Annotated in this window: 27 protein-coding genes and 1 pseudogene; 11 read left to right on the top strand and 17 right to left on the bottom strand. The window is 67.8% G+C overall.

Annotated elements, in window-relative coordinates:
• The first annotated feature begins 73 nt into the window (after nucleotides 1-73).
• Nucleotides 74-289, top strand: a complete 216-nt coding sequence (locus H7F16_RS06800) for a hypothetical protein (RefSeq protein WP_185796834.1) — start codon at nucleotides 74-76, stop codon at nucleotides 287-289.
• Here H7F16_RS06800 and H7F16_RS06795 read toward each other — a convergent pair.
• The 3 genes from H7F16_RS06795 to H7F16_RS06785 form a co-directional block, all read right to left on the bottom strand.
• Complete coding sequence (locus H7F16_RS06795) at nucleotides 282-1916, bottom strand: enoyl-CoA hydratase-related protein (RefSeq protein WP_185796833.1); 1635 nt, start codon at nucleotides 1914-1916, stop codon at nucleotides 282-284. The genes H7F16_RS06800 and H7F16_RS06795 overlap by 8 nt on opposite strands.
• A gap of 167 nt (nucleotides 1917-2083) precedes the next feature.
• Complete coding sequence (locus H7F16_RS06790; RefSeq protein WP_185796832.1) at nucleotides 2084-2284, bottom strand: hypothetical protein; 201 nt, start codon at nucleotides 2282-2284, stop codon at nucleotides 2084-2086.
• Nucleotides 2281-2598, bottom strand: coding sequence for a TraR/DksA family transcriptional regulator (locus H7F16_RS06785; RefSeq protein ID WP_185796831.1), 318 nt, complete (start codon nucleotides 2596-2598; stop codon nucleotides 2281-2283). The genes H7F16_RS06790 and H7F16_RS06785 overlap by 4 nt, the downstream gene beginning before the upstream one ends.
• A gap of 183 nt (nucleotides 2599-2781) precedes the next feature.
• On the opposite strand from H7F16_RS06785, the gene H7F16_RS06780 reads away from it, so the two are divergent.
• From H7F16_RS06780 to H7F16_RS19970, 4 genes and pseudogenes are all read left to right on the top strand, one after another.
• A complete protein-coding gene (locus tag H7F16_RS06780) occupies nucleotides 2782-3660 on the top strand; it encodes an MBL fold metallo-hydrolase (RefSeq protein ID WP_185796830.1) in 879 nt (292 codons plus the stop codon).
• A 54-nt stretch (nucleotides 3661-3714) separates the two neighbouring features.
• Nucleotides 3715-4140, top strand: a complete 426-nt coding sequence (locus H7F16_RS06775) for a YeeE/YedE family protein (protein ID WP_185796829.1) — start codon at nucleotides 3715-3717, stop codon at nucleotides 4138-4140.
• Nucleotides 4140-4565, top strand: a pseudogene (locus H7F16_RS19975) (DUF6691 family protein); the annotation flags it as partial. The gene H7F16_RS06775 and the pseudogene H7F16_RS19975, both read left to right, overlap by 1 nt.
• 15 nt (nucleotides 4566-4580) lie before the next feature.
• The gene (locus tag H7F16_RS19970) at nucleotides 4581-5006 is read left to right on the top strand and encodes a TIGR01244 family sulfur transferase (protein ID WP_185797518.1); all 426 of its coding nucleotides are present in this window, start codon (nucleotides 4581-4583) and stop codon (nucleotides 5004-5006) included.
• A gap of 325 nt (nucleotides 5007-5331) precedes the next feature.
• Here H7F16_RS19970 and H7F16_RS06760 read toward each other — a convergent pair whose 3' ends face one another.
• From H7F16_RS06760 to H7F16_RS06700, 13 genes are all read right to left on the bottom strand, one after another.
• Nucleotides 5332-6210 carry a flagellar motor switch protein FliM gene (locus tag H7F16_RS06760; RefSeq protein WP_185796828.1) on the bottom strand — a complete coding sequence of 293 codons (879 nt, stop codon included), beginning with the start codon at nucleotides 6208-6210 and terminating at the stop codon, nucleotides 5332-5334.
• A 48-nt stretch (nucleotides 6211-6258) separates the two neighbouring features.
• Nucleotides 6259-8946 carry an ATP-binding protein gene (locus tag H7F16_RS06755; RefSeq protein ID WP_185796827.1) on the bottom strand — a complete coding sequence of 896 codons (2688 nt, stop codon included), beginning with the start codon at nucleotides 8944-8946 and terminating at the stop codon, nucleotides 6259-6261.
• Complete coding sequence (locus tag H7F16_RS06750; RefSeq protein WP_185796826.1) at nucleotides 8946-9242, bottom strand: hypothetical protein; 297 nt, start codon at nucleotides 9240-9242, stop codon at nucleotides 8946-8948. Before H7F16_RS06750 ends, H7F16_RS06755 begins: the two co-directional genes overlap by 1 nt.
• Nucleotides 9242-9664: a response regulator transcription factor gene (locus tag H7F16_RS06745; RefSeq protein ID WP_185796825.1), complete on the bottom strand. Its 423-nt coding sequence runs from the start codon at nucleotides 9662-9664 to the stop codon at nucleotides 9242-9244. The genes H7F16_RS06750 and H7F16_RS06745 overlap by 1 nt, the downstream gene beginning before the upstream one ends.
• Before the next feature lie 92 nt (nucleotides 9665-9756).
• Nucleotides 9757-11064: a helix-turn-helix transcriptional regulator gene (locus H7F16_RS06740; RefSeq protein WP_185796824.1), complete on the bottom strand. Its 1308-nt coding sequence runs from the start codon at nucleotides 11062-11064 to the stop codon at nucleotides 9757-9759.
• A gap of 326 nt (nucleotides 11065-11390) precedes the next feature.
• Complete coding sequence (locus H7F16_RS06735; RefSeq protein WP_206682583.1) at nucleotides 11391-12362, bottom strand: ABC transporter substrate-binding protein; 972 nt, start codon at nucleotides 12360-12362, stop codon at nucleotides 11391-11393.
• Nucleotides 12363-12411: 49 nt separating this feature from the next.
• The gene (locus H7F16_RS06730) at nucleotides 12412-13257 is read right to left on the bottom strand and encodes an ABC transporter permease (RefSeq protein WP_185796822.1); all 846 of its coding nucleotides are present in this window, start codon (nucleotides 13255-13257) and stop codon (nucleotides 12412-12414) included.
• A complete protein-coding gene (locus tag H7F16_RS06725) occupies nucleotides 13254-14117 on the bottom strand; it encodes an ABC transporter permease (RefSeq protein ID WP_185796821.1) in 864 nt (287 codons plus the stop codon). Before H7F16_RS06725 ends, H7F16_RS06730 begins: the two co-directional genes overlap by 4 nt.
• The gene (locus H7F16_RS06720) at nucleotides 14114-14449 is read right to left on the bottom strand and encodes a hypothetical protein (protein ID WP_185796820.1); all 336 of its coding nucleotides are present in this window, start codon (nucleotides 14447-14449) and stop codon (nucleotides 14114-14116) included. The genes H7F16_RS06725 and H7F16_RS06720 overlap by 4 nt, the downstream gene beginning before the upstream one ends.
• A gap of 228 nt (nucleotides 14450-14677) precedes the next feature.
• Entirely contained in the window at nucleotides 14678-15478 is an 801-nt protein-coding gene (locus tag H7F16_RS06715) for an ABC transporter ATP-binding protein (RefSeq protein ID WP_185796819.1), read from the bottom strand.
• A 7-nt stretch (nucleotides 15479-15485) separates the two neighbouring features.
• Complete coding sequence (locus H7F16_RS06710) at nucleotides 15486-15830, bottom strand: hypothetical protein (RefSeq protein WP_185796818.1); 345 nt, start codon at nucleotides 15828-15830, stop codon at nucleotides 15486-15488.
• Nucleotides 15831-15838: 8 nt separating this feature from the next.
• Entirely contained in the window at nucleotides 15839-17293 is a 1455-nt protein-coding gene (hydA, locus tag H7F16_RS06705; protein WP_185796817.1) for a dihydropyrimidinase, read from the bottom strand.
• A 93-nt stretch (nucleotides 17294-17386) separates the two neighbouring features.
• Nucleotides 17387-18637 carry a Zn-dependent hydrolase gene (locus tag H7F16_RS06700; RefSeq protein WP_185796816.1) on the bottom strand — a complete coding sequence of 417 codons (1251 nt, stop codon included), beginning with the start codon at nucleotides 18635-18637 and terminating at the stop codon, nucleotides 17387-17389.
• 150 nt (nucleotides 18638-18787) lie between these two features.
• On the opposite strand from H7F16_RS06700, the gene H7F16_RS06695 reads away from it, so the two are divergent.
• From H7F16_RS06695 to H7F16_RS19855, 5 genes are all read left to right on the top strand, one after another.
• A complete protein-coding gene (locus H7F16_RS06695; protein WP_185796815.1) occupies nucleotides 18788-19435 on the top strand; it encodes a TetR/AcrR family transcriptional regulator in 648 nt (215 codons plus the stop codon).
• A gap of 14 nt (nucleotides 19436-19449) precedes the next feature.
• On the top strand, nucleotides 19450-19902 hold the full coding sequence (locus tag H7F16_RS06690) for a heme-degrading domain-containing protein (protein ID WP_185796814.1): 453 nt from the start codon (nucleotides 19450-19452) through the stop codon (nucleotides 19900-19902).
• Between the two features lie 411 nt (nucleotides 19903-20313).
• Complete coding sequence (locus tag H7F16_RS06685) at nucleotides 20314-21633, top strand: aspartate aminotransferase family protein (protein WP_185796813.1); 1320 nt, start codon at nucleotides 20314-20316, stop codon at nucleotides 21631-21633.
• Between the two features lie 57 nt (nucleotides 21634-21690).
• Nucleotides 21691-22446: a pyrroline-5-carboxylate reductase dimerization domain-containing protein gene (locus tag H7F16_RS06680; RefSeq protein ID WP_185796812.1), complete on the top strand. Its 756-nt coding sequence runs from the start codon at nucleotides 21691-21693 to the stop codon at nucleotides 22444-22446.
• A 51-nt stretch (nucleotides 22447-22497) separates the two neighbouring features.
• A complete protein-coding gene (locus H7F16_RS19855) occupies nucleotides 22498-22620 on the top strand; it encodes a hypothetical protein (protein WP_277818362.1) in 123 nt (40 codons plus the stop codon).
• Nucleotide 22621: 1 nt separating this feature from the next.
• On the opposite strand, the gene H7F16_RS06675 is transcribed toward H7F16_RS19855, so the two are convergent.
• Entirely contained in the window at nucleotides 22622-23005 is a 384-nt protein-coding gene (locus H7F16_RS06675; RefSeq protein WP_185796811.1) for an ACT domain-containing protein, read from the bottom strand.
• A gap of 109 nt (nucleotides 23006-23114) precedes the next feature.
• Between H7F16_RS06675 and H7F16_RS06670 the strand changes: the two genes are divergently transcribed.
• Entirely contained in the window at nucleotides 23115-23735 is a 621-nt protein-coding gene (locus H7F16_RS06670) for a TetR family transcriptional regulator C-terminal domain-containing protein (protein WP_185796810.1), read from the top strand.
• Nucleotides 23736-23865 lie beyond the last annotated feature (130 nt).

Here is a 23865-nt window from a genome sequence, read left to right as displayed (position 1 = left end):
GGCAGCGGCTGCCATCTTGCCTCGCAAGGGCACCCGCGCTAGGTGCGGGGGCGGAAAAGCAGGGGCGCATGGCATGGACTATCTGATCTGGAGCGGCGCGGTCCTGTCGCTCGTCGGGGTGGCGGGTTTGGGCTGGTGCATCGCGCTGGCCTTCAAGGCCCGCAAATCGGGCCTGCCGGACGACGAAATCCGCAAGCGCCTGCAAAAGGTGGTCGCCATCAACCTCGGCGCGCTGGCGCTGTCGTTCTTCGGGCTGATGCTGGTGATCGTCGGCGTGATCCTCAAGTAAACCCGCGCCCCTCGGCGATCAGCGCGTCGATCAGCGGCGCGGGGGTCCACAGGGCCGCATCGTCAGCGGCCCAGCCCCGCAGGTCGCGCCGCAGCACCATCAGCCCGCGACGGTTGGCCTGATGCATCGGCCCGCCGGTCCAGCGCGCCATCAGCCCTGCGGCAATGGCCACCGCATCGACATGCGCGGCACTCGGCGCGATCCCCTCTCCGACCAGACGCGCCCCCTCGTTCGCAAGGGCCGCAAGACAGCGCAGCGCAATCCCGTCCGCCACTCCGGCCCGCGCGGCACCCTCGCCCGCGATGCCCTGCGCCGCCAGCGATTGCGCCAGTGCGGCCCGCCCGACTCCCCGCCCTGCGTCCTGTGCGGCCGCCTGCGCCTCGACCCAAGCGACGGCCTCGGCCAAGGCGGTCGCCAGACGCAACACCACCGGCCCCCCCTGCCGCGTGACGACCGGCACCCAGCCCAAAGCCCGCGCAAGGCCCGCGCCGCGCGCCACATGGTCGGGGGCCGCGCCATTGGCGGCAATCTCGGCAAGGCTTTCGAACCGCGTCAGCACCGGCACATCCGCCAGCGCCACGCCATAGGCGAGACGCGGCCCCGCCACGGCGCCCGCCTCGGTCATCACGGTCAGATCGACGCCCGCCAACCCTGCGGCCCCGACCTGCGGCAATAGCCGCGCCCATTCCGCCTCGCGCGCCTCGGGCAGCATCCGGCCCGCCTGAACCTCGGCCTCCTGCCGCTCGGCCACATCGGCAAGCGCCTTGACCACCGCCTCGCGGCTTTCGGCGGCAAGCTGCACTTCCAGCCCCGCCCGCAGCGCCGCCACCGCAAGGCCCACCGCAGGTGCCGCAGCCCCCCAGATGCCCAGCCGCGCCACCGGCACAGCCGCGTCCGCCGCCACGGCAAAGGCCCGCCGCGCATGAAGCAAACCCTGCGTTTCCGCACTGGCGCACAGGTCCTCGAAGGTCACCCGCTCAAAGGCCAGACCCGGCCCGTGCGGCAGCATCAACGCCGCCTCGACGCAATCGACGATGCGCGCCTGTGCCGGCGTTCTGGCCGCCCCCCGCGCCGCCGCGACCGTGGCCAGATAGGCCCGCCCGTCCCGAATGCCCTTGCGCAAAGGCAGCGCCCCCGCCAGCCGGACGGCATCCTGCACTCCGTCGCCTTCGGCCAGCGCATCGACCAATCCGGTCGCAAACGCCGTCACGGCATCGACCTCGGCCCCGTCCTGCAACATGCGCAAAGCCTCGGCCGCACCGACCAGCCGCGGCAGGCGCTGCGTCGCGCCGGCCCCCGGCACCAGCCCCAGCCCCGCGTCGGAAAATCCGAAGGCCGCGCCCTGTCGCGCAACCCGTGCCCCGGCGGCAAGGGCCAGCTCCAGCGCAGCCCCGCGCACCTGACCCGACAAAACGGCAACAACGGCAGCGGTGCGGTTTTCGATGGCCTCGCACAGCGCCGCCACCTCGGCAACGGCCGCAGCCACGCCCAATTCCGCCTCGGGCAGCCCGGCCGAGGCGATCCGCAGCAGCACCGCCCCACCCGCCTGCGCCAACTCCGCAGCAAGGGCCGACCGCCGCGCAGCGGTAAGGTCTCCCGAAACCTCGATCACGGTCAGAACGCCCATCGCGCCCCGCCCTTCGTCCCGCGCCTGCCCATCGTCCACCCTATCCGCACACAAGGCGCATTAAGGACGGCAGCAACGGGCTTGGCAATGCCATAGGCCCGGCCTTGACCGAAACCTGCCGAAACCCGCGGCAGCGCAGCCCTGCAAGGGCACGTTGCAAGGGCACATTAAAGGGGCATGTTCTCGAACATGTCTTCCGCTTGCGCCTCGGCCCGCGCCTCGGCTTGCGCCCCGTCCTCGGCCCCGATGTCCCGCGCGGGGGCAAAGGCTCCGGGCAAAAGCAGCGACAGCGCCTCCATCTCGGCGCGCAGCACCGCCAGCGCCAGCCCGTTCAATCCGGTTTCGACCGGATGCTCCTGCCCTCTCATGCCGCGCACTCCTTGCAAAACGGCGTATAGGGCAGCACATCCAGCCGCGCCTCGCCGATCTCGGCCCCGCATTTCGCGCAAAAGCCATACTCGCCCGCATCGATCCGCGCCAAGGCCGCCTCGATCATGCGGATTTCGGCCTGACCGCCCTGCCCCAATTGCTCGAGCACCTCGTCGCCCTCGCGTTCGGTGGCGATTTCTTCCCAATCCTTCTCGCCGTGGCTGTCGAGTTCTTCCTCGATCCGCCCGAGTCGCCCCTGCAACTGGGACAGCCGGTCCCGAAGTTCGGCCTTGCGAATGCTGGTCGGTTTCATGCGCGCTCCTGTCGTCTGTTCCCGAAAACCCTAACGCCCCCGCCCGCGCCACGCCTTGACCTGCGTCAATCCGGTGGCGATCCGGTGGCGATCGGGCGTCCCGCCCCCGCCGCACGACGCAAGGCTTTGAAACATTCGCCTTTCGTTATATGTTACCTCCTGACCGAACCAAGGGACACACCCATGCCCGAACCGACCCTCGCCCCCGACGTAAAGGCCTTTTTCGACACGGCCACCAACACCATCACCTATGTCGTGGCCGACCCGAAGGGCAGCGCCTGCGCGGTGATCGACTCGGTGCTCGACTTCGATCAGGCCTCGGGCCGCACCGACACGCGCTCAGCCGACGCCGTGGCCGAATACGTCCGCGCCAAGGGGCTTACGGTGGAATGGCTGCTCGAAACCCATGTCCACGCCGACCACCTCTCGGCCGCGCCCTACCTACAGGAGCGGCTCGGCGGCAAGATCGGCATCGGCGACCGCATCACGGTGGTGCAGGAAACCTTCGGCAAGATCTTCAACGAAGGCACCCGCTTCCAGCGTGACGGCTCGCAGTTCGACCGGCTCTTCCGGCAGGGCGACAGCCTGATGATCGGCCAGCTTTCGGGCCATGTGCTGCACACGCCGGGCCATACCCCCGCCTGCCTGACCTATGTCATCGGCGATGCGGCCTTTGTGGGCGACACGCTCTTCATGCCCGACTTCGGCACCGCCCGCTGCGATTTCCCCGGCGGCTCCGCCTCGACCATGTTCGACTCGGTGCAACGCATCCTCTCCCTGCCGGACGAGACGCGCATCTTCGTCGGCCACGACTACAAGGCCCCCGGCCGCGAGGATTTCGCATGGGAATCCACCGTGGCCGAGCAAAAGGCCCGCAACGTCCACATCGGCGCGGGCAAAAGCCGCGAGGATTTCGTGGCCCTGCGCGAGGCCCGCGACAAGACGCTGGGAATGCCAAGGCTGATCCTGCCCTCGATCCAGGTGAACATGCGCGCAGGCCACATGCCCGAGCCCGAGGAAAACGGCACCTCCTACCTCAAACTCCCGATCAACGGCCTTTGACGCCTTGACCCTGACCGCCGCAGCGGCCATTGCGCTTGCGAAAGGAGCCTTCCCATGCAGATCGACTGGCTTTACGGCCTTATCGGCGGGCTGTGCATCGGCACGGCAGCGGCGCTTTACCTTCTGGTCAACGGGCGCATCATGGGGGCTTCGGGCATCCTCGGCGACGTGGTCGACGGCTCGGCGGGGCGCAGCCTTGCCGAAAAGGCCAGCTTCCTCGCCGCGCTGATCGCCACCCCCGCCGCCCTCGTATGGGTGTTTGGCGGCGGCCAGACCCACGCGACCGGAAACTGGGCGGTTCTGGTGGTCGCAGGCGCCCTTGTCGGGCTTGGCACCCGCATGGCGAATGGCTGCACCTCGGGCCACGGCGTCTGCGGCATCTCGCGCCTGTCGCTGCGCGGCATCGTCGCCACCGTGTTCTACATCCTTGCCGGCGGCCTTGTGATGGCACTGGCCCGCCACGGACTGGGGCTGATCTGATGCGCAACCTCGCCGCCGCCCTTTCGGGGGCCCTCTTCGGCACGGGCCTTCTGCTTTCGGGCATGACCGACACGACCAAGGTGCAAGGCTGGCTCGACGTCTTCGGTGACTGGGATCCCACGCTTGCCTTCGTCATGGGCGGGGCCATGCTGCCGATGGCCATCGCATGGCGCTTCGCCGCGCGGCGCGAGGTCTCGGCCCTCGGCACGCCCTTTCCGCCAAGGAACCGCTCGGGCGTCACTGCAAAGCTGGTGACAGGCTCGGTCCTCTTCGGCGCGGGCTGGGCGCTGGCGGGTCTCTGCCCCGGCCCCGCGCTCGCCTCTCTCGGCTTCGGCGGGGTGAACGGTGCCGTCTTCCTTATCGCGATGCTCGCCGCTATGGTTGCCGCACCCAAGGCCAGCCGCTGGCTCGACCGATTGACCGCGCCCAAAGGAAGCACGATGGACATCCGCGCCCTGACCCCGACCTATGCCGTCTCGCCCCAGATCGACCCCGAGGACCTGCCCGCCATCAAGGCCGCAGGCTACACCACGGTCATCGACAACCGCCCCGACGGCGAGATCCCGCCCCACCTGCATACCGAGGTGATGGAAGACGCCGCCAAGGCGCTTGGCCTGACCTTCGTCGCCAATCCCGTGATCGGTGGCGCGATGACCCCCGAGAACGTCGCCACCCAGCGCGCCGCGATCGAGGCCGCCTCCGGCCCCGTCTTCGCCTATTGCGCCTCGGGCAACCGCTCGTCGGTCGTCTGGGCCGTCGCCCATGCGGGCCTGCGTCCGGCCGATGAACTCATCGGCATTCCCGCCCGCTTCGGCTACCAGCTCGAACACCTCCGCCCCCTGCTGGAAGCAGCACCCAAGGGCTGATCCCGCAACGCAGGGCGGGGGATTGCCTTGGCACCCGCCCGCCCGCAGCCTGCACGGGAACAGGGGGGCCAGCCCCCCATGCTCGCCCGCCGGGCGAGCCCCCCCGGAGTATTTGGTCAAGGCTGAAGGGGGGGGGCGCCGTTTCGCCCTTAGCGTCCGTCGGGCCGCGCGCCGGTGTCGCCCCGCAGGCCGCGACAGGATCGGGGCGCCATGTCGGGGGGCCGGATTGGCCGCAAGGTGCCGCGCGGCGCGTCGCCCCCATCCGGCGACAACCACGCGCCACGGGCTGCCGATGCGCCCGCGCCCACGGGGGCCACAGCGCGCCCTAGCCTGCCAGCCGCAACGCCTCGTCCTCGGCCACTGCCAGCGCCAGCCGCACGGCCCGCATCCCGCGCATCTGGCCAAGCTTGCCCTCGGCCAACACCTGCCCGTCGATCCCGCGCAAGACCAGCCGCCCGACCGTGGCCTCGCCCAGCGGCAAGACCTCGCCCACCTGCAGGCCAAGCGCCCGCGACAAGGGCAGCGTCAGCCGCACCAGTTCCGCCTCCATCCGGCAGGCGACCCCCTCGACCTGCCGTGCAAAGGCCGCGCGGAACGCGCCCTCGTCAACCACGGGGGCCGCGACCGGACGCGCCCGCTGCCCCGCAGGCAGGGCCAGAAGGATCGTTCCCGTCACCGCCCCCTGCATCAGGCCCACTTCGGCCCGCAGCACCCGATAGGTCGTGTCCTCGAGCAGCAGCGCCAGGGGGCGCGGCTCTTCCAGAAAGCTGGCATAGCGCCAGCCCTCGGCCCAGGCGGCATCATCCTGCCCGGCCAAGGCATCAAACAGGCCGGCAAGTGCCGCGTCGACCATCGGGGCCAGCATGGCGGCATCGGTCCGCGTCGGGCGGCGCGGCGCCTGCGCATCGGCGACCACCCGCCCCGTGGTCAGCATCGCCACCATCGCGGCCAGCAGCGCGGGGTCTACCGCGACCAGCCCCAACCCCTCGGCCGCAGCGTCGAGGACGGCCAGAAGCGACCGTTCGGCGGGCATCTCGATCAACTCGCCCAGCGACACCCGCTCGTCCCGCAGGGCCGAGACGTCAAGCGCCAGCCCCAAATGGTCGCGCGCCGCCCGCGCCAGCGCCAGCCGCCACGCGCGCTCCGCCCCCGGACCGCCCGCCGCAACCCCGGCCCCGCCCATCTTGCGCCGTAGAATCTCCATGCGTCCCTCCTGCGCGGCCAGCCTGCCACAGCAAGGGTTCACGAAACCTTAAGCCGCCTGCTGCCCGATGCGCAGCGGCAGGGTCACCCGGAACGCCGCCCCGCCGCGACCGGGCAGATAGGTGACCTGCCCGCCAAGGTTCGCCATGACCTCGCGGCAGATGGCAAGGCCCAGCCCCGCCCCGCCCGCGCGGCTCTGGTCGGTCAGGCGGGCGAATTTCTCGAAGATGATGCCCTGGCTCTGCTTGGCGATCCCCGTGCCGTTGTCGATGAAATCGACATGCACCCGCCCCGACCGCTGCCGGACCGAGATCTTCAGCTCGGGCGTGCCCGCATCGCAATATTTCCGCGCGTTCGAGATGAGGTTGATGAAGACCTGCACCAGCCTGTCACCATCGGTGCGCAGGAACAGGCTTTCCGTCGGCAGATCGCGCAGCACCGTGAAATCCCGCTCGGGCCGCGTGTGCTGCGCCGAGGCCAGCGCCCGGTCGATCAGGGGCTGCAAATTCACCAGCCCGATATTCAGCTGCACCGACCCGTTTTCCAGCACGCTCAGATCGAGCAGGTCGTCAAGCAGCCGCGTCAGCCGGATCGCCTCGTCATGGATGATCCGCCCGTAATTCGCCACCAGCTCGGGCGGCAGATCGCCCTCGGTCAGAATTTCGGAAAAGGCGCGGATCGAGGTCATGGGCGTGCGCAGCTCGTGGCTGATCTGGCTGAGAAAGGCATCCTTCTGCACCGAAAGCTGTTTCAGCTTCTCGTTCGCCTCGCGCAGCGCGCCCGCGGTGCGGGTCAACTCCTCGCGCTGCGCTTCAAGCTGCGCGGAATATTCCATGATCTGCGCGGTCTCGTTGGCCACGGCCATCAGGTCCTCGACCGACACGGTCGCGCGGCCCACGATCTGGCTGATCATCGCATGCGCCGTGGCCGCCCCGACCGATCCGGCAAGCCGCCGCTCCAGACCGGCGACGAAATCGGGGGTGGCATCGGGCAGATAGCCGCCCTTGCCCTGCGCCCGCGCCTCGGCCTCGAACAGCGCCAAAGCCTGATCCTCGCCCAGAATGCGCTGCGCCATCACCAGCAGCGCCTCGGGTTCCGCCCGCCCCCGCGCCCAGCCCTGCGGGCCTGCGGCATCGGCATCGAAGACGTTGACAAAGGCCGCCCCCTGCATCCGCTCGACCGGACCGGGAAAGGTCAGCAGCGAGACGATGCAGAAGGCCGCCGTATTCAGCGCCGCCGACCAGAACAGCGAATGGACCAGCGGGTCCATTCCCGTCACCCCGAACAGCGCCTGCGGCCGCAACCAGCCCGCCCCCATCAGCCCCTGGTCAAAGACCGCCTGGCTCAGCACCGCATCCGGCCCGAAGAACGGCAGGAACAGCGTAAAGGCCCAGACGCAGAACCCCGTCAGCAATCCGGCCACAGCACCCGATTTCGTGGCCCCGCGCCAGAAGATGCCCCCCAGCAGCACCGGCAGCACCTGCGCCACGCCGGCGAATGCGATCAGCCCCATCGCGGCCAGCGCCACCGACCCGCCCGACATGCGATAGTAAAGATACCCCAGCGCAAGCACCCCGATGATCGACAGCCGCCGCGCCAGCAGCACGATCCGCCGCACATCGCCCGACATCGCCGATTGCGGCGCCAGCCGCAGCCACAGCGGCATGACGACATGGTTCGACACCATCGTCGCAAGCGCGATCGATTCCACGATCACCATCGAGGTGGCCGACGAGAACCCGCCCAGAAACGCCAGCATCGCCAGCCCCGCCTGCCCCTCGGCCAGGGGCAGGGTCAGGACGAACATGTCGGGGTTCGCGCCCGCCGGCATCCGCTCCAGCCCGATCACGGCGATGGGCACGATGAACAGGCTCATCAGCATCAGATAGGCCGGAAAGGCCCAGCTTGCCAAAGCCATGTGCCGCTCGTCGCCATCCTCGACCACCATCACCTGGAACATGCGCGGCAGGCAGATGACGGCCGCCCCCGAAACGGCGATCATGCCGAACCAGCGGTCGGGCTTGATCACCCAGTCCGGAATGCTCGCCGCCCCGATCTTGGCAAAGACCGCGCCCAGCCCGCCGCCGATGCCCCAGACGACAAAGGCCCCCACCGCCAGCAGGGCCACCAGCTTCACCACCGCCTCGACCGCGATGGCCAGCACCACGCCGTGATGCTGCTCCTTGGCATCAAGGTTGCGCGTGCCGAACAGAATGGTGAACAGCGCCAGCCCCCCCGCCACCCAGACCGCCGTGGCATCGCGGTTGGGCAGCGCCCAGCCCTCGGGCGTGCCGCTGGCAAAGACGGCAAAGGACAGCGTGACCGACTGCAATTGCAACGCGATATAGGGCGTCGCCGCCACCACCGCGATCAGCGTCACCACCACGCCCAGCAGGTTCGACTTGCCGAACCGGCTGGAAATCAGGTCCGCGATGCTCGTCACCCGCTGCTGCCGCCCGATCTTGACCAGCTTGCGCAACACCCACCACCAGCCCACGAAAACCAGCGTCGGCCCGAGGTAGATGGTCACGAACTCAAGCCCCGACCGCGCCGCATAGCCGACCGCGCCGTAAAACGTCCAGGCCGTGCAATAGATCGACAGCGACAGCGTATAGATCACCGGCGAGCGCAGCCAGCCGATCCGCCCCACCGCCGCCCGCCGCTCGGCCAGAAAGGCCACAAGGAACAGCATGACGACATAGCACAGGCAGAACAGGACCAAGAGGTTGAAGGGCATCAGCGGAAATCCTCGCCCCGCGCCTGCGGCAACAGATCGGCCTCGTCACCCTCGGGGGCGTCATGCGCCAGTCCGGGGGCAAGTGCGGCCGCCAGAGCCACCAGCGCCAGCCAGACCGAGAACAGGTAGATCCCGTCCCATGCCGTATCGGCCCCGCTGCTGCCGCTCGGGCTCCACAGGATGGGCAGCAAGACCAGAAACCCGCCCAGAATCGGCAAAAGCCGCGCCGCATCGCGCAGCCGCCGCCGCCGGTAGCTCTTGCGTTTGAGGAACAGGGGCGCGCGGCGCTTCGCCATCACGGCCGCCCCCCGCCCTGCCCCTGATCGTGTCCCTGATCGTGTCCCCGCTCACGTCCTTGCCCGACAAGGTCGCGCACCGCGGCCAGCATCTCGGCATTGGCAAAAGGCTTGGTCATGAACCGGCTCACCCCCGCGCGTTCGGCGGCCTCGCGGTCGCGGCCCTGCCCCTTGGCGGTCAGCATCAGCACAGGCACGGCGGCAAGCCCGGCATCGGCCCGGATCGCGGCCAGCAGGTCCAGCCCCGACACCCCCGGCAACATCAGATCGAGGATCACGATATCCGGCCGCCCCGCCGCAATGGCCGCCACCCCGCCCAGCCCGTCGGGCAGCGCCAGCACCTCGCAGCCGTCGCGCACCAGCAGGAAGCGGATCGCCTCGGCGATGTTCGGCTCGTCCTCGATCAGCACGACGCGCGCCATCTTTCCCCCCGACAGTTCCCTTGCGGCGGGTCTTCGCGCCCGCCTGTGGCCGAACGATGCCCCATCCCGACCCGTCCTGTCAAAAGCGCCGTTCAGCCAAGGCTCACGATCGACGGCTCGCGCCGCGCGGGGCAACCGCTTTTCGGGCAGATCCGGCAGGTCGACCCGACAACCAGCGGCCCCGCCGGCCCCGTGGGCGCCGCCCCCCCGTCAACGGGCAAGACCAGCATATGCGCCTCGCGCAGCTCCACCCCGCCGAACCCCTCGGGATGGCGCAGGCCCGCATGGGCCAGCACGCGGAACCGCCGCGACCGCCGCCCCGCCACCGCCACCTCGGCCAGCACCGCGCGTCCCGGATGGCCAAGGGCTGCATAAAGCGGCCAGAGCGGACAGGCCGCGCCGAAGCGCGGCAGGGGAAACCCCTCGGTCGGCCTGCGGAAAAGCAGCGTCCCCGACCCGTCGCAACTGACCAGCCCATAGGCCCGCCCCGGCATCAGCGCAAGCCTGCGGAACACCACCTCCACCCCGACGGCAAAGCGCGCGGCCAGCCGCAACGGGTCGGGCAGCCCCCCCTCCAGCGCCGCCGCCAGATCGGCCATCGGCAGCACCACCGCATCCGCCGCCGCCTGCGCAAGCCACCCCGCCGCCAGTTCCCGCGCCGCCCCCGAGGCCAGCCGCCCCACCTCGGCGCCAAGCGTCTCGCCCCGCCCGTCCTCGAGTTCGGGCAGCGCCCAGCCCCGCCCCGAAAGCCAGGCCTCCATCTCCTCGAGCGGCGCCGCGATCCCCGCCTCGGCCGCCGCCTCCGACCCGTCGAGATAGGCAACCAGCGCCTCGGCCCCCGCCGCCATCCGCTCGCTGTCCTCGTGCATGTTGCGGTGGAAGCGCGCGCGCCACTCGGGCTCGATCTCCTCGGTCTCGGCCAGAATCGCCGCCGTCGACCGCACCGAGGACAGCGCCGACAACACCTCGTGCAGCGATTCCGACAGGTGCGGGTCATGCGTCATGCGGTCGTTCAGCGCCTCGACCGCCCGCTCGAGGCTCGACATCCGCGCATGCAGCGCCACCACGACCCCCGCCCATCCCGGAAAACGTCCCGCGAATTCCTCGACACGGTCCACCTCGGCCAGCTCTGCCCCCCCCGCGCCCGCAACCGCCGCCGCCGCCGCGCGCAGATCGTCGGCCAGCCCCCCCTCGGCCCCTTCGGCCAATTGCGCCGCAGGCACCCCGAGTGCTGCCGCAAGGGCCGCCAGCACATCGCCCCGCACCCGCCGCCGGTTATGCTCGATCAGGTTGAGATAGCTCGCCGAAATCCCCGCCGCCTCGGCGATTTCCGCCTGCCGCACCCCCAGCGCCAGACGCCGCTCGCGCAACCGCGTTCCGGTCAGGGCCTGCATCGGCATGGTTCGGGCCTCCCTCGTGTCGCGCCCGAATTTACAATCGCCTGCAAATATTTACAATTGCCGCAAACCCGCCCCCGCTTCCCGTGACGACCCGCGCAAAGGGGGCCTCCCGCCCCCTCGCCGCAAGCGGCTCCCCCCCCGGGAGTATTTGGGCAAAGGTGAAAGCAGGAAAGACCGCTGCGGCTTTCATACTCGCGCAAATATCCTCGGGGGGTGAGCGCCTGAAAGGCGCGAGGGGGGCAGACAGCCCCCCTCCCCCGCGCGCCCGAAGCAAAAGGGGCGCGGCCTGCGCCACGCCCCCCCGGCAACATTCCGTCAGACAAGGCTCAGTTCAGCGCCGCATCGGTGATCGCATGGGTCCAGGCGCCTTCCGGCTCCTTGGTGATCACCGGGTCCGACCCGCCCGACATCAGCGCGGCGACGGTGCGCTTGTAATCGGCCTCGTCCAGCGCGCCGTTCGATCCGGCGGTCAGCTTGGCAATCTCGCCCATCATCCGCTTCTGGTGGGTTTCGGTCTGCGCGCCGGTCTCGTCATTCTCCAGAACGATCATCGCCGCCTCGTCCGAATTCGCCTCGGCATATTTCCAGCCCTTCATCGAGGCGCGGACGAACTTGACCATCTTCTCGGCAAAGGCCGGATCGGCCAGCTTGTCCTCCATCACATAAAGCCCGTCCTCCAGCGTGGCCACGCCCTCGTCCTCGTACTTGAAGGTGATCAGGTCCTCGGGCTTCACGCCCGCGTCGATCACCTGCCAGTATTCGTTATAGGTCATGGTCGAGATGCAGGCCGCCTGCTTCTGAAGCAGCGGATCGACGTTGAAGCCCTGCTTCAGCACCGTCACATCCGTCCCGTCGGTCTTGAGCCCCAGCTTGTTCATCCAGTTCAGGAAGGGATATTCGTTCCCCCCGAACCACACGCCCAGCGTCTTGCCCTTGAAATCGGCGGGCGAGGTCACACCGGATTCCTTGAGGCAGGTTAGCATCATCCCCGAGGATTTGAACGGCTGCGCGATGTTGACCAGCGCCAGCCCCTTCTCGCGTGCCGCAAGGGCCGAAGGCATCCAGTCCACGACCACATCGGCCCCGCCACCCGCGATCACCTGCGTCGGCGCCACATCCGGCCCGCCCGGAAGGATGGTGACATTCAGCCCCTCTTCCTCGTAGAAGCCCTTGGCCTGCGCCACATAATAGCCCGCGAACTGCGCCTGCGTGACCCATTTCAACTGCAGCGTCACATCCTCGGCCTGCGCGGCCCCCGCCCCCAGCGCGAACAGCGCCGCCGTCAGCAATCTTTTCATTTCAACCTCCATGTTGCGCGGTCCGGTTGGTCCGGAGCCGTCCTTCTCTTCAAACCCTTTGCGACGGATGCCAAAAGGTCACCCGCCGTTCGATCAGCGCGACCAGCCCATAAAAGGCCGATCCCGCCAATGCCGCAACGGCAATCTCGGCCCAGACCATGTCCAGACCCAGCCGCCCCACCTCGGCGGTGATGCGGAACCCCATGCCGACGATGGGGCTGCCGAAGAACTCGGCCACGATGGCACCGATCAGCGCCAGGGTGGTGGCGATCTTCAACCCGTTGAACACGAAGGGCATGGCCGCAGGCAGGCGCAGCTTCAGCAAGGACTGCCAGTAACTCGCCCCCCAAGTGGCCATCAGGTCGCGCTGCATCCGCTCGGATGCCGCAAGCCCCGCGACCGTGTTCACCAGCACCGGAAAGAACACCATCACCACGACCACCGCCGCCTTCGACTGCCAGTCGAAACCGAACCACATCACCAGAATGGGGGCGATCCCCACGATCGGCAAGGCGGCGACGAAATTTCCCACAGGCAGCAGGCCGCGCTGCAAAAAGGGCGAACGGTCGATGGCAATCGCCGTCAGGAAGGCGGCACCGCAGCCGATGGCATATCCCGAAAGCGCGCCCTTGACGAAGGTCTGGCGGAAATCTGCCCAAAGCGTCGGCAACTCGGCCCCGAAGCGCGCCGCGATGGCGCTCGGCGGCGGCAGGATCACACCGGGCACGCCCAGCCCGCGCACCATGCCCTCCCAGACGACCAGAATGGTCACACCGAAAAGCGCGGGCACCGCCAGACGCCCCGCGCGGCTTTGGACCATTGCCGAATGCGACAGCCGCACATTCGCGGCCCAGGCCCCGGCCCAGAAGGCCAGCGACAGGATCACCCAGATCATCGCGCCATCCCCATCCGCCGCAGCACGCGGCCCTCGATCACGCCCACCAGCGCCACCAGCGCCGCCGCCACCAGCGCCGCCGCGAACAGCGCCGCCCAGATCTGCACGGTCTGCCCGTAATAGCTTCCCGACAGCAGCCGCGCACCCAGGCCCGCCACCGCCCCCGTCGGCAATTCCCCGACAATGGCCCCCACCAGCGATGCCGCGATGCCGACCTTCAGGCTCGTGAACAGGTAGGGCATCGACGACGGCAGGCGCAGCTTGGCAAAGGTCTCGGATCCGGTGGCATTATAGGTCCGCAACAGGTCAAGCTGCATCGCATCGGGCGAGCGCAGCCCCTTCACCATCCCCACGACCACCGGAAAGAACGACAGGTAGGCCGAGATGATCGCCTTCGGCAGCAAGCCCTGCACCCCGATCGAGTTCAGCACCACGATGATCATCGGCGCGATGGCAAGGATCGGGATCGTCTGCGAGGCGATGGCCCAAGGCATCACCGACAGGTCCATCGCGCGGTTGTGGATGATCCCCACGGCCAGCAACACCCCCGCCCCCGTGCCGATGGCAAAGCCCAGCAGCGTGGCCGACAGCGTCACCCAGCCGTGATAGACCAGCGATTTCTTCGACGTCACCTTCATGCCGAAGGTCGATTTCACCAGCTCCGTCACCACCTGATGCGGCGCGGGCAGCACGGGCCGCTCCTGATTCAGCGTGGCGGGCACCAGCTGGGCAAAGCTCACCTCCACCCCGTCGCGCGCGGCCTGGTCGTAAACCCATGTCCGGTTCATCCAGACCGTCGCGGCATACCAGACCGCCACGATCACCCCGATCACCGTCAGGACGGGCAGCACACGGTTCATGACGCGCCTCCCTGCGGCCATGCGATCAGCGCCACCGACACGATGCCCAGCACCACCCCCGCCATCTGCAAGGGCGTCAGCTTCTCGCCGAACCACAAGACCCCGATCAGGGCCAGCAGCACCAGCTGCACCACGCTCGAAATCGCCACGGCCAGCGCCAGCCCGCCCTCGCGCATCACCCGCACCATGATCAGGTTGCCGACAAGGAACAGCCCCAGCGCCCCCGCCAGCGTCAGCATCACGCCCGAATGGGCATAGGTCCGCAGCACCGAATTGGCCGCCACGAAAGCCGCCATCGCCGCACCCAGCCAGATCAACGCGCCCCCGCTCATGCCGCGCCCCCGCTGCGCGAAGACGCGATCCCGACCGCCGCCCCGCGCGCCACGGCACGGGACGCGCGCCCTCGCCCCGCCGCGCGGAAAAACCCTGCCCTTTCACCCTTGCCCAAATACTCAATTCCACCCGCAGCCACGAACGCGCCCTCGTCGCGCAAGCGCCCCGTTCTCCCCGCGCGGGCAGGGTCGGCAAGGCAAAGCCGCACGACCGTCATGCGCATCCCCTCAGACCTCATCGCCGTGCCCCGCCCGCAAGCCTTCGCGCACCCGATGGGCGATCTCGATGAATTCGCGGCTGTCGCGGATGTCCAGAGGCCGCTCCTTTGGCAAAGGCGAGTCGATGATATCCGTGATCCGCCCCGGACGCGGGCTCATCACCACGATCTTGGTCGACAGATAGACCGCCTCGGGGATCGAATGGGTGACGAAGCCGATGGTCTTTTCCGTCCGCGCCCACAGCTTCAGCACCTCCTCGTTCAGACGGTCCCGCACGATCTCGTCCAACGCGCCGAAGGGTTCGTCCATCAGCAGGATATCGGCGTCAAAGGCCAAGGCCCGCGCGATGCTGGCCCGCTGCTGCATCCCCCCCGACAACTGCCACGGAAACTTCTTGCCGAACCCCCCAAGCTCGACCAGCTCAAGCACCCGCTCGATCCGCTCTTCCTGCTCGGCCCGCGAAAACCCCATGATTTCAAGCGGCAGCCGGATGTTGCCCGCAATCGTCCGCCACGGATAGAGGCCCGCCGCCTGGAACACATAGCCGTAGGCCCGCGCCTGCCGCGCCTGATCGGGCGTCATGCCGTTGACGGTCAGACTGCCCCCCGTCGGATGCTCGAGCGCCGCCACGCAGCGCAGGAAGGTCGTCTTGCCGCAACCCGACGGCCCGATGAAGGACACGAACTCGCCCTTGCCCACCGTCAGGTTCACATCCTTCAGCGCATGCACCGGCCCGTCGGCGGTCTGGAACACCAGATTGAGCCCCTTCGCCTCGATCACCGGCGCGTCCTTGTTGAGTGTATCCTTCATGCCCGTTCTATCCGAAGGTAAAGGTGAACGGCGCACCACCGATCGTGCCTGTGCCGGTCCCTCGCGTTCCCGTCGAGACGAACTTGAACGGACCCGAACTGCCATCGCTGCAGGTAAACACACCTTCCCCGTTCCGGCCGGTCACATAGACGAAATTGCCGGTGCAGGTGCGGCCCTTGTTCGAAACAAGGCTCAGATTGCCACCGCCATCCATGTAACCTGTCGCGGTTCCGCTGAAGCTTTCCGTGCCGGACTCCATCTGTCCCGCAACAGGCAAAGTCATCGAACATCCGGCGATGAAACAGACCGAGGTTATCGCCCCGACAAAACAACGCATTCCCAATCGTTCCATTCCCTCTCTCACACCCCCGTCGCCGGAATTCCCGTCCGCACCACCGGACGCGGCGCGGTCAGGTCCTTCCACTTGGCCAGCGCACGGTTCACGCTCGGCCGCGCCTCGCGCGGCACAAAGCGGCCATGCCCCTCGCGGCTCGTCACCTTGCCCTCGGTCACGGCCACCTGACCGCGGCTCAGCACATAGCGCGGCAGGCCCTTGACCTCCTGCCCCTCGAACACGTTGTAATCGATGGCCGATTGCTGGCGCGCCGCCGTGATCGTCTTGCCCAGCGCGGGGTCCAGCACCACAAGGTCCGCATCCGCCCCGACCAGAACCGCACCCTTCCTCGGATACATGTTCAGGATCTTGGCGATATTGGTCGAGGTGACGGCGACGAATTCCTCGGGCGTCAGCCGCCCCGTCGCCACCCCATGCGTCCAAAGCATCGACAACCGGTCCTCGAGGCCGCCGGTCCCGTTCGGAATCTTCGAGAAATTGCCCACCCCGAACCGCTTCTGCGCGGTGGTAAAGGCGCAATGGTCGGTCGCCACGCAAGACAGGCTTCCCGATTGCAGCCCCGCCCACAGACTGTCCTGATGCTGCTTGTTGCGGAAGGGGGGCGACATCACGCGCCGCGCGGCGTGGTCCCAGTCGGGGTGGAAATACTCGCTCTCGTCCAGCGTCAGATGCTGGATCAAAGGCTCGCCCCAGACGCGCTTTCCCGCCTGCCGCGCCCGGCGGATCGCCTCGTGCGCCTCCTCGCAGCTCGTATGCACCACGTAAAGCGGCACCCCGGCCATGTCGGCGATCATGATGGCGCGGTTCGTGGCCTCGCCCTCCACCGCAGGCGGGCGCGAATAGGCATGCGCCTCGGGCCCCGTATTCCCCTCGGCCAGCAGTTTCGCGGTCAGCTCCGCCACCACATCGCCATTCTCGGCATGGACCAGCGCCACCCCGCCAAGGTCGCCCACCCGGCGGAAGGAATGGAACATCTCGTCATCGTTCACCATCAAGGCGCCCTTGTAGGCCATGAAGTGCTTGAAACTGGTGATACCGGCCTTGACCGTATCCTCCATCTCGTCCCAGACCTTCTGCCCCCACCACGTCACCGCCATGTGGTAGCTATAGTCGCAATGCGCGCGGCCCGACTTGTTGTGCCACATCTGCGCGGCATCGATCAGCCCCTGCCCCTGTCCGGGCAGCACGAAGTCGACGACCATCGTCGTCCCCCCCGACAGCGCCGCCCGCGTGCCGCTCTCGAAATCATCGGCCGAATAGGTGCCCATGAACGGCATCTCGAGATGCGTATGCGGGTCGATCCCGCCGGGCATGACATAGCACCCCGTGGCATCCAGCACCTCGCCCCCCGCAAGGTTCGGCCCGATTTCGGTGATCACGCCATTCTCGACGCGCACATCCGCCTTGTAGCTCAGATCCGCCGTGACAACGGTGCCGTTCCTGATGATCGTCGAAGCCATCTCGTCTCTCCCTGCACGGGCACGCAGCCCTTAGTCCCTGTCTGAAACCGTCCCCGGTCGGTGCGGCGGGCAGCAAGCCCCCCGCGTCCCGCCTCAGGACACAACCTCTGCCACTTCCAGCACCGCATGCAGCAGCACATCCGTCCCCGCCGCCGCCCATTCGGGGCTGATCTCCTCGGCCTCGTTGTGGCTCAACCCGTCCACGCAGGGGCACATGATCATGACCGTCGGCGCCACGCGGTTGATCCAGCAGGCGTCATGACCCGCGCCGGACACGATATCCATATGGGAATATCCAAGCTTTTCAGCCGATTGCCGGACGATCCTCACCAAACCCGCGTCAAAGGTCACGGGGTCGAAATGCCCGACCTCCTCGATCCCGCAGCCAAGCCCCAACTCTGCCGCCACCGCATGGGCGGCGCGCATCACCTCGGCCTTCATGGCGTCGAGCTTGGCCTGCTCGGGGCTGCGGATATCGACGGTAAAGACCACCTTGCCCGGAATCACGTTGCGGCTGTTGGGGAAAACCTTGACCTGCCCCACCGCCCCCACGGCATTGGGCAGATGGCTCATCGCGATCTGATGCACCCGCTCGGTGATCCGCGCCATGCCCAACCCCGCGTTGACACGCATGTTCATCGGCGTGCTGCCCGTATGCGCGTCCTTCCCCGTCAGGGTGATTTCCAGCCACCACAGCCCCTGCCCGTGCGTGACGACACCGATGGTCTTGCCCTCGGCCTCGAGGATCGGCCCCTGCTCGATATGCAACTCAAGCATCGCATGCATCTTGCGCGCGCCGACCACCTCGTCGCCCACCCAGCCGATCCGCGCCAGCTCCTCGCCGAACAGCTTGCCGTCCATATCGCGGCGGCTCTTGGCATAGTCCTCGCTGTGGATGCCCGCAAAGACGCCGCTTGCCAGCATCGCGGGCGCGAAACGCGCGCCCTCCTCGTTGGTCCAGTTCGTCACGACCACGGGGTGCCTGGTCCTGATGCCCATGTCATTCATCGACCGCACCACCTCGAGCGCGCCCAGAACCCCCAGCACCCCGTCATATTTTCCGCCCGTGGGCTGGGTGTCGAGATGGCTTCCCATATAGACCGGCAGCGCCGCGGGGTCGGTGCCCGCCCGCGTGGCGAACATGTTGCCCATGCTGTCCACGCCCATCGTCATCCCCGCCGCCTCGCACCAGCGCCGGAACAGATGCCGCCCCTCGCCATCGGCATCGGTCAGCGTCTGGCGGTTGCAGCCCCCCGCCACGCCGGGGCCCACAAGCGCCATCTCCATCAGGCTGTCCCAAAGACGCGCCGAATTGATCCGCAGGTTTTCCCCCGGTGCCGACATGATGATGCTCTCCCTGTGGTGGGGCGTCTGACGCGCCCGCATGCCACGCCTTCAAAGCTGACGTTGAACGACTCGTTTCCTGACCGTATGGTCAAAGGCCAGCGCAGCACAACCTGACCACTTGGTCAACGAAAATGTCCGGATGCCCCGATGCCCCCGCCTGCCCAGATCACGCGCATCAAAGCCCCGCGCCGCACAGAAATCAGGCGCGAGAATGAACGGCTGATCCTGAACGCCGCCGAGCGCGTCTTTGCCGAGGCAGGCTTCGGCGGCGCAACGATGCAACTCATCGCCGATCTGGCGGGCCTGCCCAAAGCCAACCTGCATTACTATTTCCCCACCAAAGAGGCACTCTACCGCCGCGTGGTGCAGGACATCTTCGAAATCTGGCTCGACGCCGCATCCAGCTTCGACGGCGCCGAAGACCCCGCCACCGGCATCGGCGGCTATATCGACGCCAAGATGGAAATCTCGCGCCGCCACCCGCACGGCTCCAAGGTCTGGGCCTCCGAAGTGATGCAGGGCGCGCCCGTCATCCAGGACTATCTCGAAACCACGCTGAAAGACTGGACCGACGGCCGCATCCGCGCCATCCAGACATGGATCGACGCCGGCAAGATGGCCCCCATCGACCCGCGCCACCTGCTCTACATGCTTTGGGCCACCACCCAGCACTACGCCGATTTCGGCCACCAGATCGAAACGCTGAACCACGGCAAACCCCTCACCGACCAGCAATGGCGCGATGCCAAGGCCAGCGTCAAATCCATCATCCTGCGCGGCATCGGTGCCGCCTGAGCCAAGGAATCCCGATGACCCCGCAAGATTTCGAAACCGAAGCCGCCAGCCTGTCCCTGCCCGAGTTCTCCGAGGAAACCGCCCTGCGGCTGGGCCTGACCGTGGTGAACATGGCCAAGCTGGACAAACTGCCCATCGTGGTGAACATCCGCACGCAGGACCGCACGCTGTTTCATGCGGCCCTCCCCGGCTCGGCGCCGCTCAACGACAACTGGGCACGGCGCAAGTCGAACACCGCCTTCGCCTTCCGCAAAGCCTCGTTCCACGCGCAGGCCGTGATGAAGGCCAAGGACGAAGACCTGTCGAAACACGGGCTGAACAGCACCGACTACGCCCCGCAGGGCGGCGCGGTGCCGATCTGCGTCAAGGGCGCGGGCATGGTCGCCTGCCTCACCGTCTCGGGCCTGCCGCAGGCCGATGATCACGCGCTTGCCGTGCGCGCCATCCGCACGCTGCTGCCAGACTAGGGGCAACACGATTTTTCTGCGAAAAATCCGCGCCCTTCCGTCCGGCGCAGCCCCCGCCGACCACCCGAAAAGTCGAGTATTTGGGCAAGGATGAACGCAGCTTTCGCCCTTCATCCTTGCCGGAAATACTCCGGGGGGAATCGGCCAGCGGCCGATGGGGGGCTGGCCCCCCTCCTTCCGCCAGCCCGTTTGCAAGGCCCAGGCACTGCACCTGCCACCGCCCCCGAATGCAGCCCCCGAATCCTGGCCCCGAATCCCGGCCCCGAATCCCGGCCCCGAATTTTCGCAGAAAATTCGTCCCGCCGGAAAATTCCACGCAAAGCGTCCCGCCCCGACATTCCCTGTCGGTTCCGGATTTGCGCCCCCCGTCCACGGCCCTACCCTTCCCGCAGACCGAAGCCGGAGGCCTCCATGTCCAACACCTCGCAATCCCTTTTCGACCGCGGCATGAAGGTGCTGGTCGAAGGCGTCTCCTCCGCCTCGCGCGGCCCCGCCACCTTCGGCGGCGCCCCCCGCTACATGAGCCACGGTCAGGGCGCGCGCCTCTATGATGTCGACGGGCGCGCGTACATCGACTGGATGATGGCCTTCGGCGCGCTTCCCCTGGGCCACGCCCATCCCCGCATCGTCGAGACCGTCACGCGCGAGGTCGCCCGCGGCACCCATTTCGCCACCGCCCTCGAGGTCGAGGTCGAGGTGGCCGAAATGCTCGTCTCCCTGCTTCCCCATGTCGACAAGGTCCGCTTCGCCAACACCGGAACCGAGGCCGCCATGGCCGCCTTCCGCCTCTGCCGCGGCCATACCGGACGGCGCAAGATCATCAAGTTCGAAGGCCATTACCACGGCTGGTGGGACGCGGTCCTCGTCAACACCAACCCGCTGCCGCCCACCATGTTCGGCCATCCGAACGATCCGATCCGCATCCCCGACTCCTCGGGCATCCCCGAAGAGGCGTGGAAGGACACGATCGTCGTCCGCTGGAACGATTTCGACGCGATCGAAACCGCGATGCGCCTGCACGGCGCCGAGGCCGCCTGCGTGGTGACAGAAGGCGTCATGTCCAACATGGGCGTGATCCCGCCGAAACCGGGCTACCTCAAACATATCGAGGACCTCTGCCGCAAATACGGCGCGCTCTTCTACCTTGACGAAACCGTCACCGGCTTCCGCCTCGCCGCGGGCGGCTGCGCCGAGCTTTACGGCCTGACCCCCGATATCGTGACCTATGGCAAGGCGCTTGGCGGCGGCCTGCCGATGGCGATGATCGGCGGGCGGGCTGATGTGATGGCCGGCCTCGAATGGGGCAAGGTGCTGCATTTCGGCACCCATAACGCGGGCCGCCTTGCGCTGCATGTGACCAAGACCATGCTCGAGACCATGCTCGAAAACGATCAGGCCGGTTTCAAGCGTATCAAGACCCTCGGCCAGTCGATGGCGGCCGAGCTGACCCGCGTGGCGAAAACCTCGAACCGGCACGGCATGGTGGTGCAATCGGTCAATTCGATGTTCCAGATCTTCTTCACCGACCAGCCCGAAATCAACGATTTCCGCGATTTCTGCACCCATGTCGACCGCGTCAAGTTCCGCAACTTCGTCCTGCGGCTTTTCGACAAGGGCATCTACATGAACCCTTCGGCCACGCTGCATTCCCTTTCGGCCATCGTCCACACCGAGGACGACATCAAAGCCACCGCCAAGGCCGTGGCCGAAGTGCTGGACGAAATGCCGTAACCCGCGCATGCCCCCCGGCCGCAACGCCCCTTTCCCCCTGAACGGACGGCCCCGCAAATGACCACCATCGGCATCCTCGGCACCGGCCACCTTGCCGAATTCCTGATCCGCGGCGCGGCGGGCAAGGGGTTCGGCTTCCTCGTCGCCCCCTCGCGCCGTGCCAAAACGCTTGGCGCCCGCCCCGATGTCACCCTTGCCGCCTCGAACCAGCAGGTGGTGGACGGGGCCGATCTGGTCCTGGTCTGCCTGCCCGCCCGCGACGGGTTGGCAATCCTGCAAACCCTGCGCTTCCACGCGGGCCAATCCGTCCTCTCGGCGATGGCAGGCACCCGCCTTGCGCCGCTTGCCGCCGCGGTCGGCCCCGCCGCCGCGCATTGCACGATGATGCCGGGCCATGCCAATGCCTATGGCGCGGGGCCCTGCCTGCTCTACCCCGCAGATCCCGCATGGCACGCTTTCCTTGCCACCCTCGGCCCTGTCCACGGCTTCACCGACGAAACCGCCTTCGTCACGGCCACCGCCTTCGGCGCGCTCTCGGGTGCCAGCTTCTTCCTGATGGACAGCCTGACCCGTTGGTTCGCCGCCAACGGCATGGACGGGTCCGACGCCCGCCGCCTGATCGCCGAAACCCTGATCGGCAACGCGACCGTTCTGTTGAACGAAACCGCCAGCCTTGCCGAAATCACCCCCGGCATCGCCACACCCGGCGGCATCACCGAAGCCCTCGTCCGCGCGCTCGGGGCGAAAGGCGCACTCGACGCATGGCACCCCGCGCTCGACATCGTGCTGACCCGCGTGCGTGGCGAAAGCTGACATCGTTCTGGCCGCCCCTCTTCCATCGGGCCGCGAAAGACCTATCTGCCTTTGTGCAAACGAACCGCAACCGGCAAAGGAAACCCGATGTTCAAAGGCCTCACCACCGCCATGCTTATCATCACCGCCATGCTGACGGCCCTGCCCTTCGGCATGATGGCCCTGATCGAGTGACCTAGCCCGCCGCGCGGGCCTGCAAGGCAAGCAGCACTTCGACCGCGCGCGCGGCGCTCTCCTCGGGCACGAAGACATGGTCGTGGTGATGCGCCGCGACCATGTTGCAGGCGATGCCCTCGGCGGCCAGCGCCGTCGCCACCGCCGCCGTCAGCCCCACCCCGTCAAGGGCCGACTGTACCTGAAGCGTGATGCAGCGCATCGCCACCGCCTCGGGCGCATGCGCCGCCGGCACGATCAGCGACATCCCCTCCGCCTCGCGGAACATCGCCAGCGCCACGGCCAGCAACCCGGGCGCGCCCGTGACAAAGGCAAAGCGCCCCTCGACCAGCAGGGGCGACATGCCCGCCACCATCGCCCGCCCGTCGCGCACCACGCCAGCCATGCATGCCCCCCCGTCTGCGCCGCATTCCACCGTTTGCATCCTGCGGGTTTTTCCGCCAGATTCAAAGCCATCCGAAGCCCCGCACCGCAGGGCGACCCAAAGGCAAGTCATGACCGGCGCATCCGACAGCAAGCCCCGCACCCGCATCCAGCAGAAGAACTCCGAGACCATCCTCGAAGCGGCGCTCGACGTTTTCTCGACCTATGGTTTCCGCGGCGCGACGCTCGACCAGATCGCCGAAGTGGCAGGCCTGTCCAAACCCAACCTGCTTTATTACTTCCCCTCGAAAGAGGCGATGCATCAGGCCCTGCTCACCCGCCTTCTGGCCACATGGCTCGACCCGCTGCGCGACCTCGACCCCAAGGGCGACCCCCTGGACGAAATCCTCGGCTACGTGAAACGCAAGGTGGAACTCTCGCGCGACTTTCCCCGCGAAAGCCGCCTTTTCGCCAATGAAATCCTGCAAGGCGCGCCCCGCATGCGCGACGCCATCGAGGGCGAGTTGAAAACGCTGGTCGATGAAAAGGCCAAGGTCCTGCAAGGCTGGATGGATCAGGGCCGCATCGCCCGCCTGCCGCCCGTGCATCTGGTGTTCTCGATCTGGGCCCTCACCCAGCATTACGCCGATTTCGACGCCCAGACCCGTGCCGTCCTCGGCGCGGGCCACGACCCTTTCGCCGAAGCGGGCGACTACCTCGACACGCTCTTTCGCAAATTGCTGGCCCCCTGAGGCCGCAGGCAAAGCCCCCCGCTCCGCCTTCAGCCTTGCGCAAATACTCATCTGCAACGCCCGACACGGTCGCAACCGGTGCGGGTCAGGCGCAGACCGCAGGCAAGCCGCCCGGATCGGCCGCAAGCGC

Source organism: Paragemmobacter straminiformis (genome assembly GCF_014243445.1).
Taxonomy (GTDB): Bacteria; Pseudomonadota; Alphaproteobacteria; order Rhodobacterales; family Rhodobacteraceae; genus Paragemmobacter; species Paragemmobacter straminiformis.
This window is presented reverse-complemented; position numbering and strand designations above follow the sequence as displayed.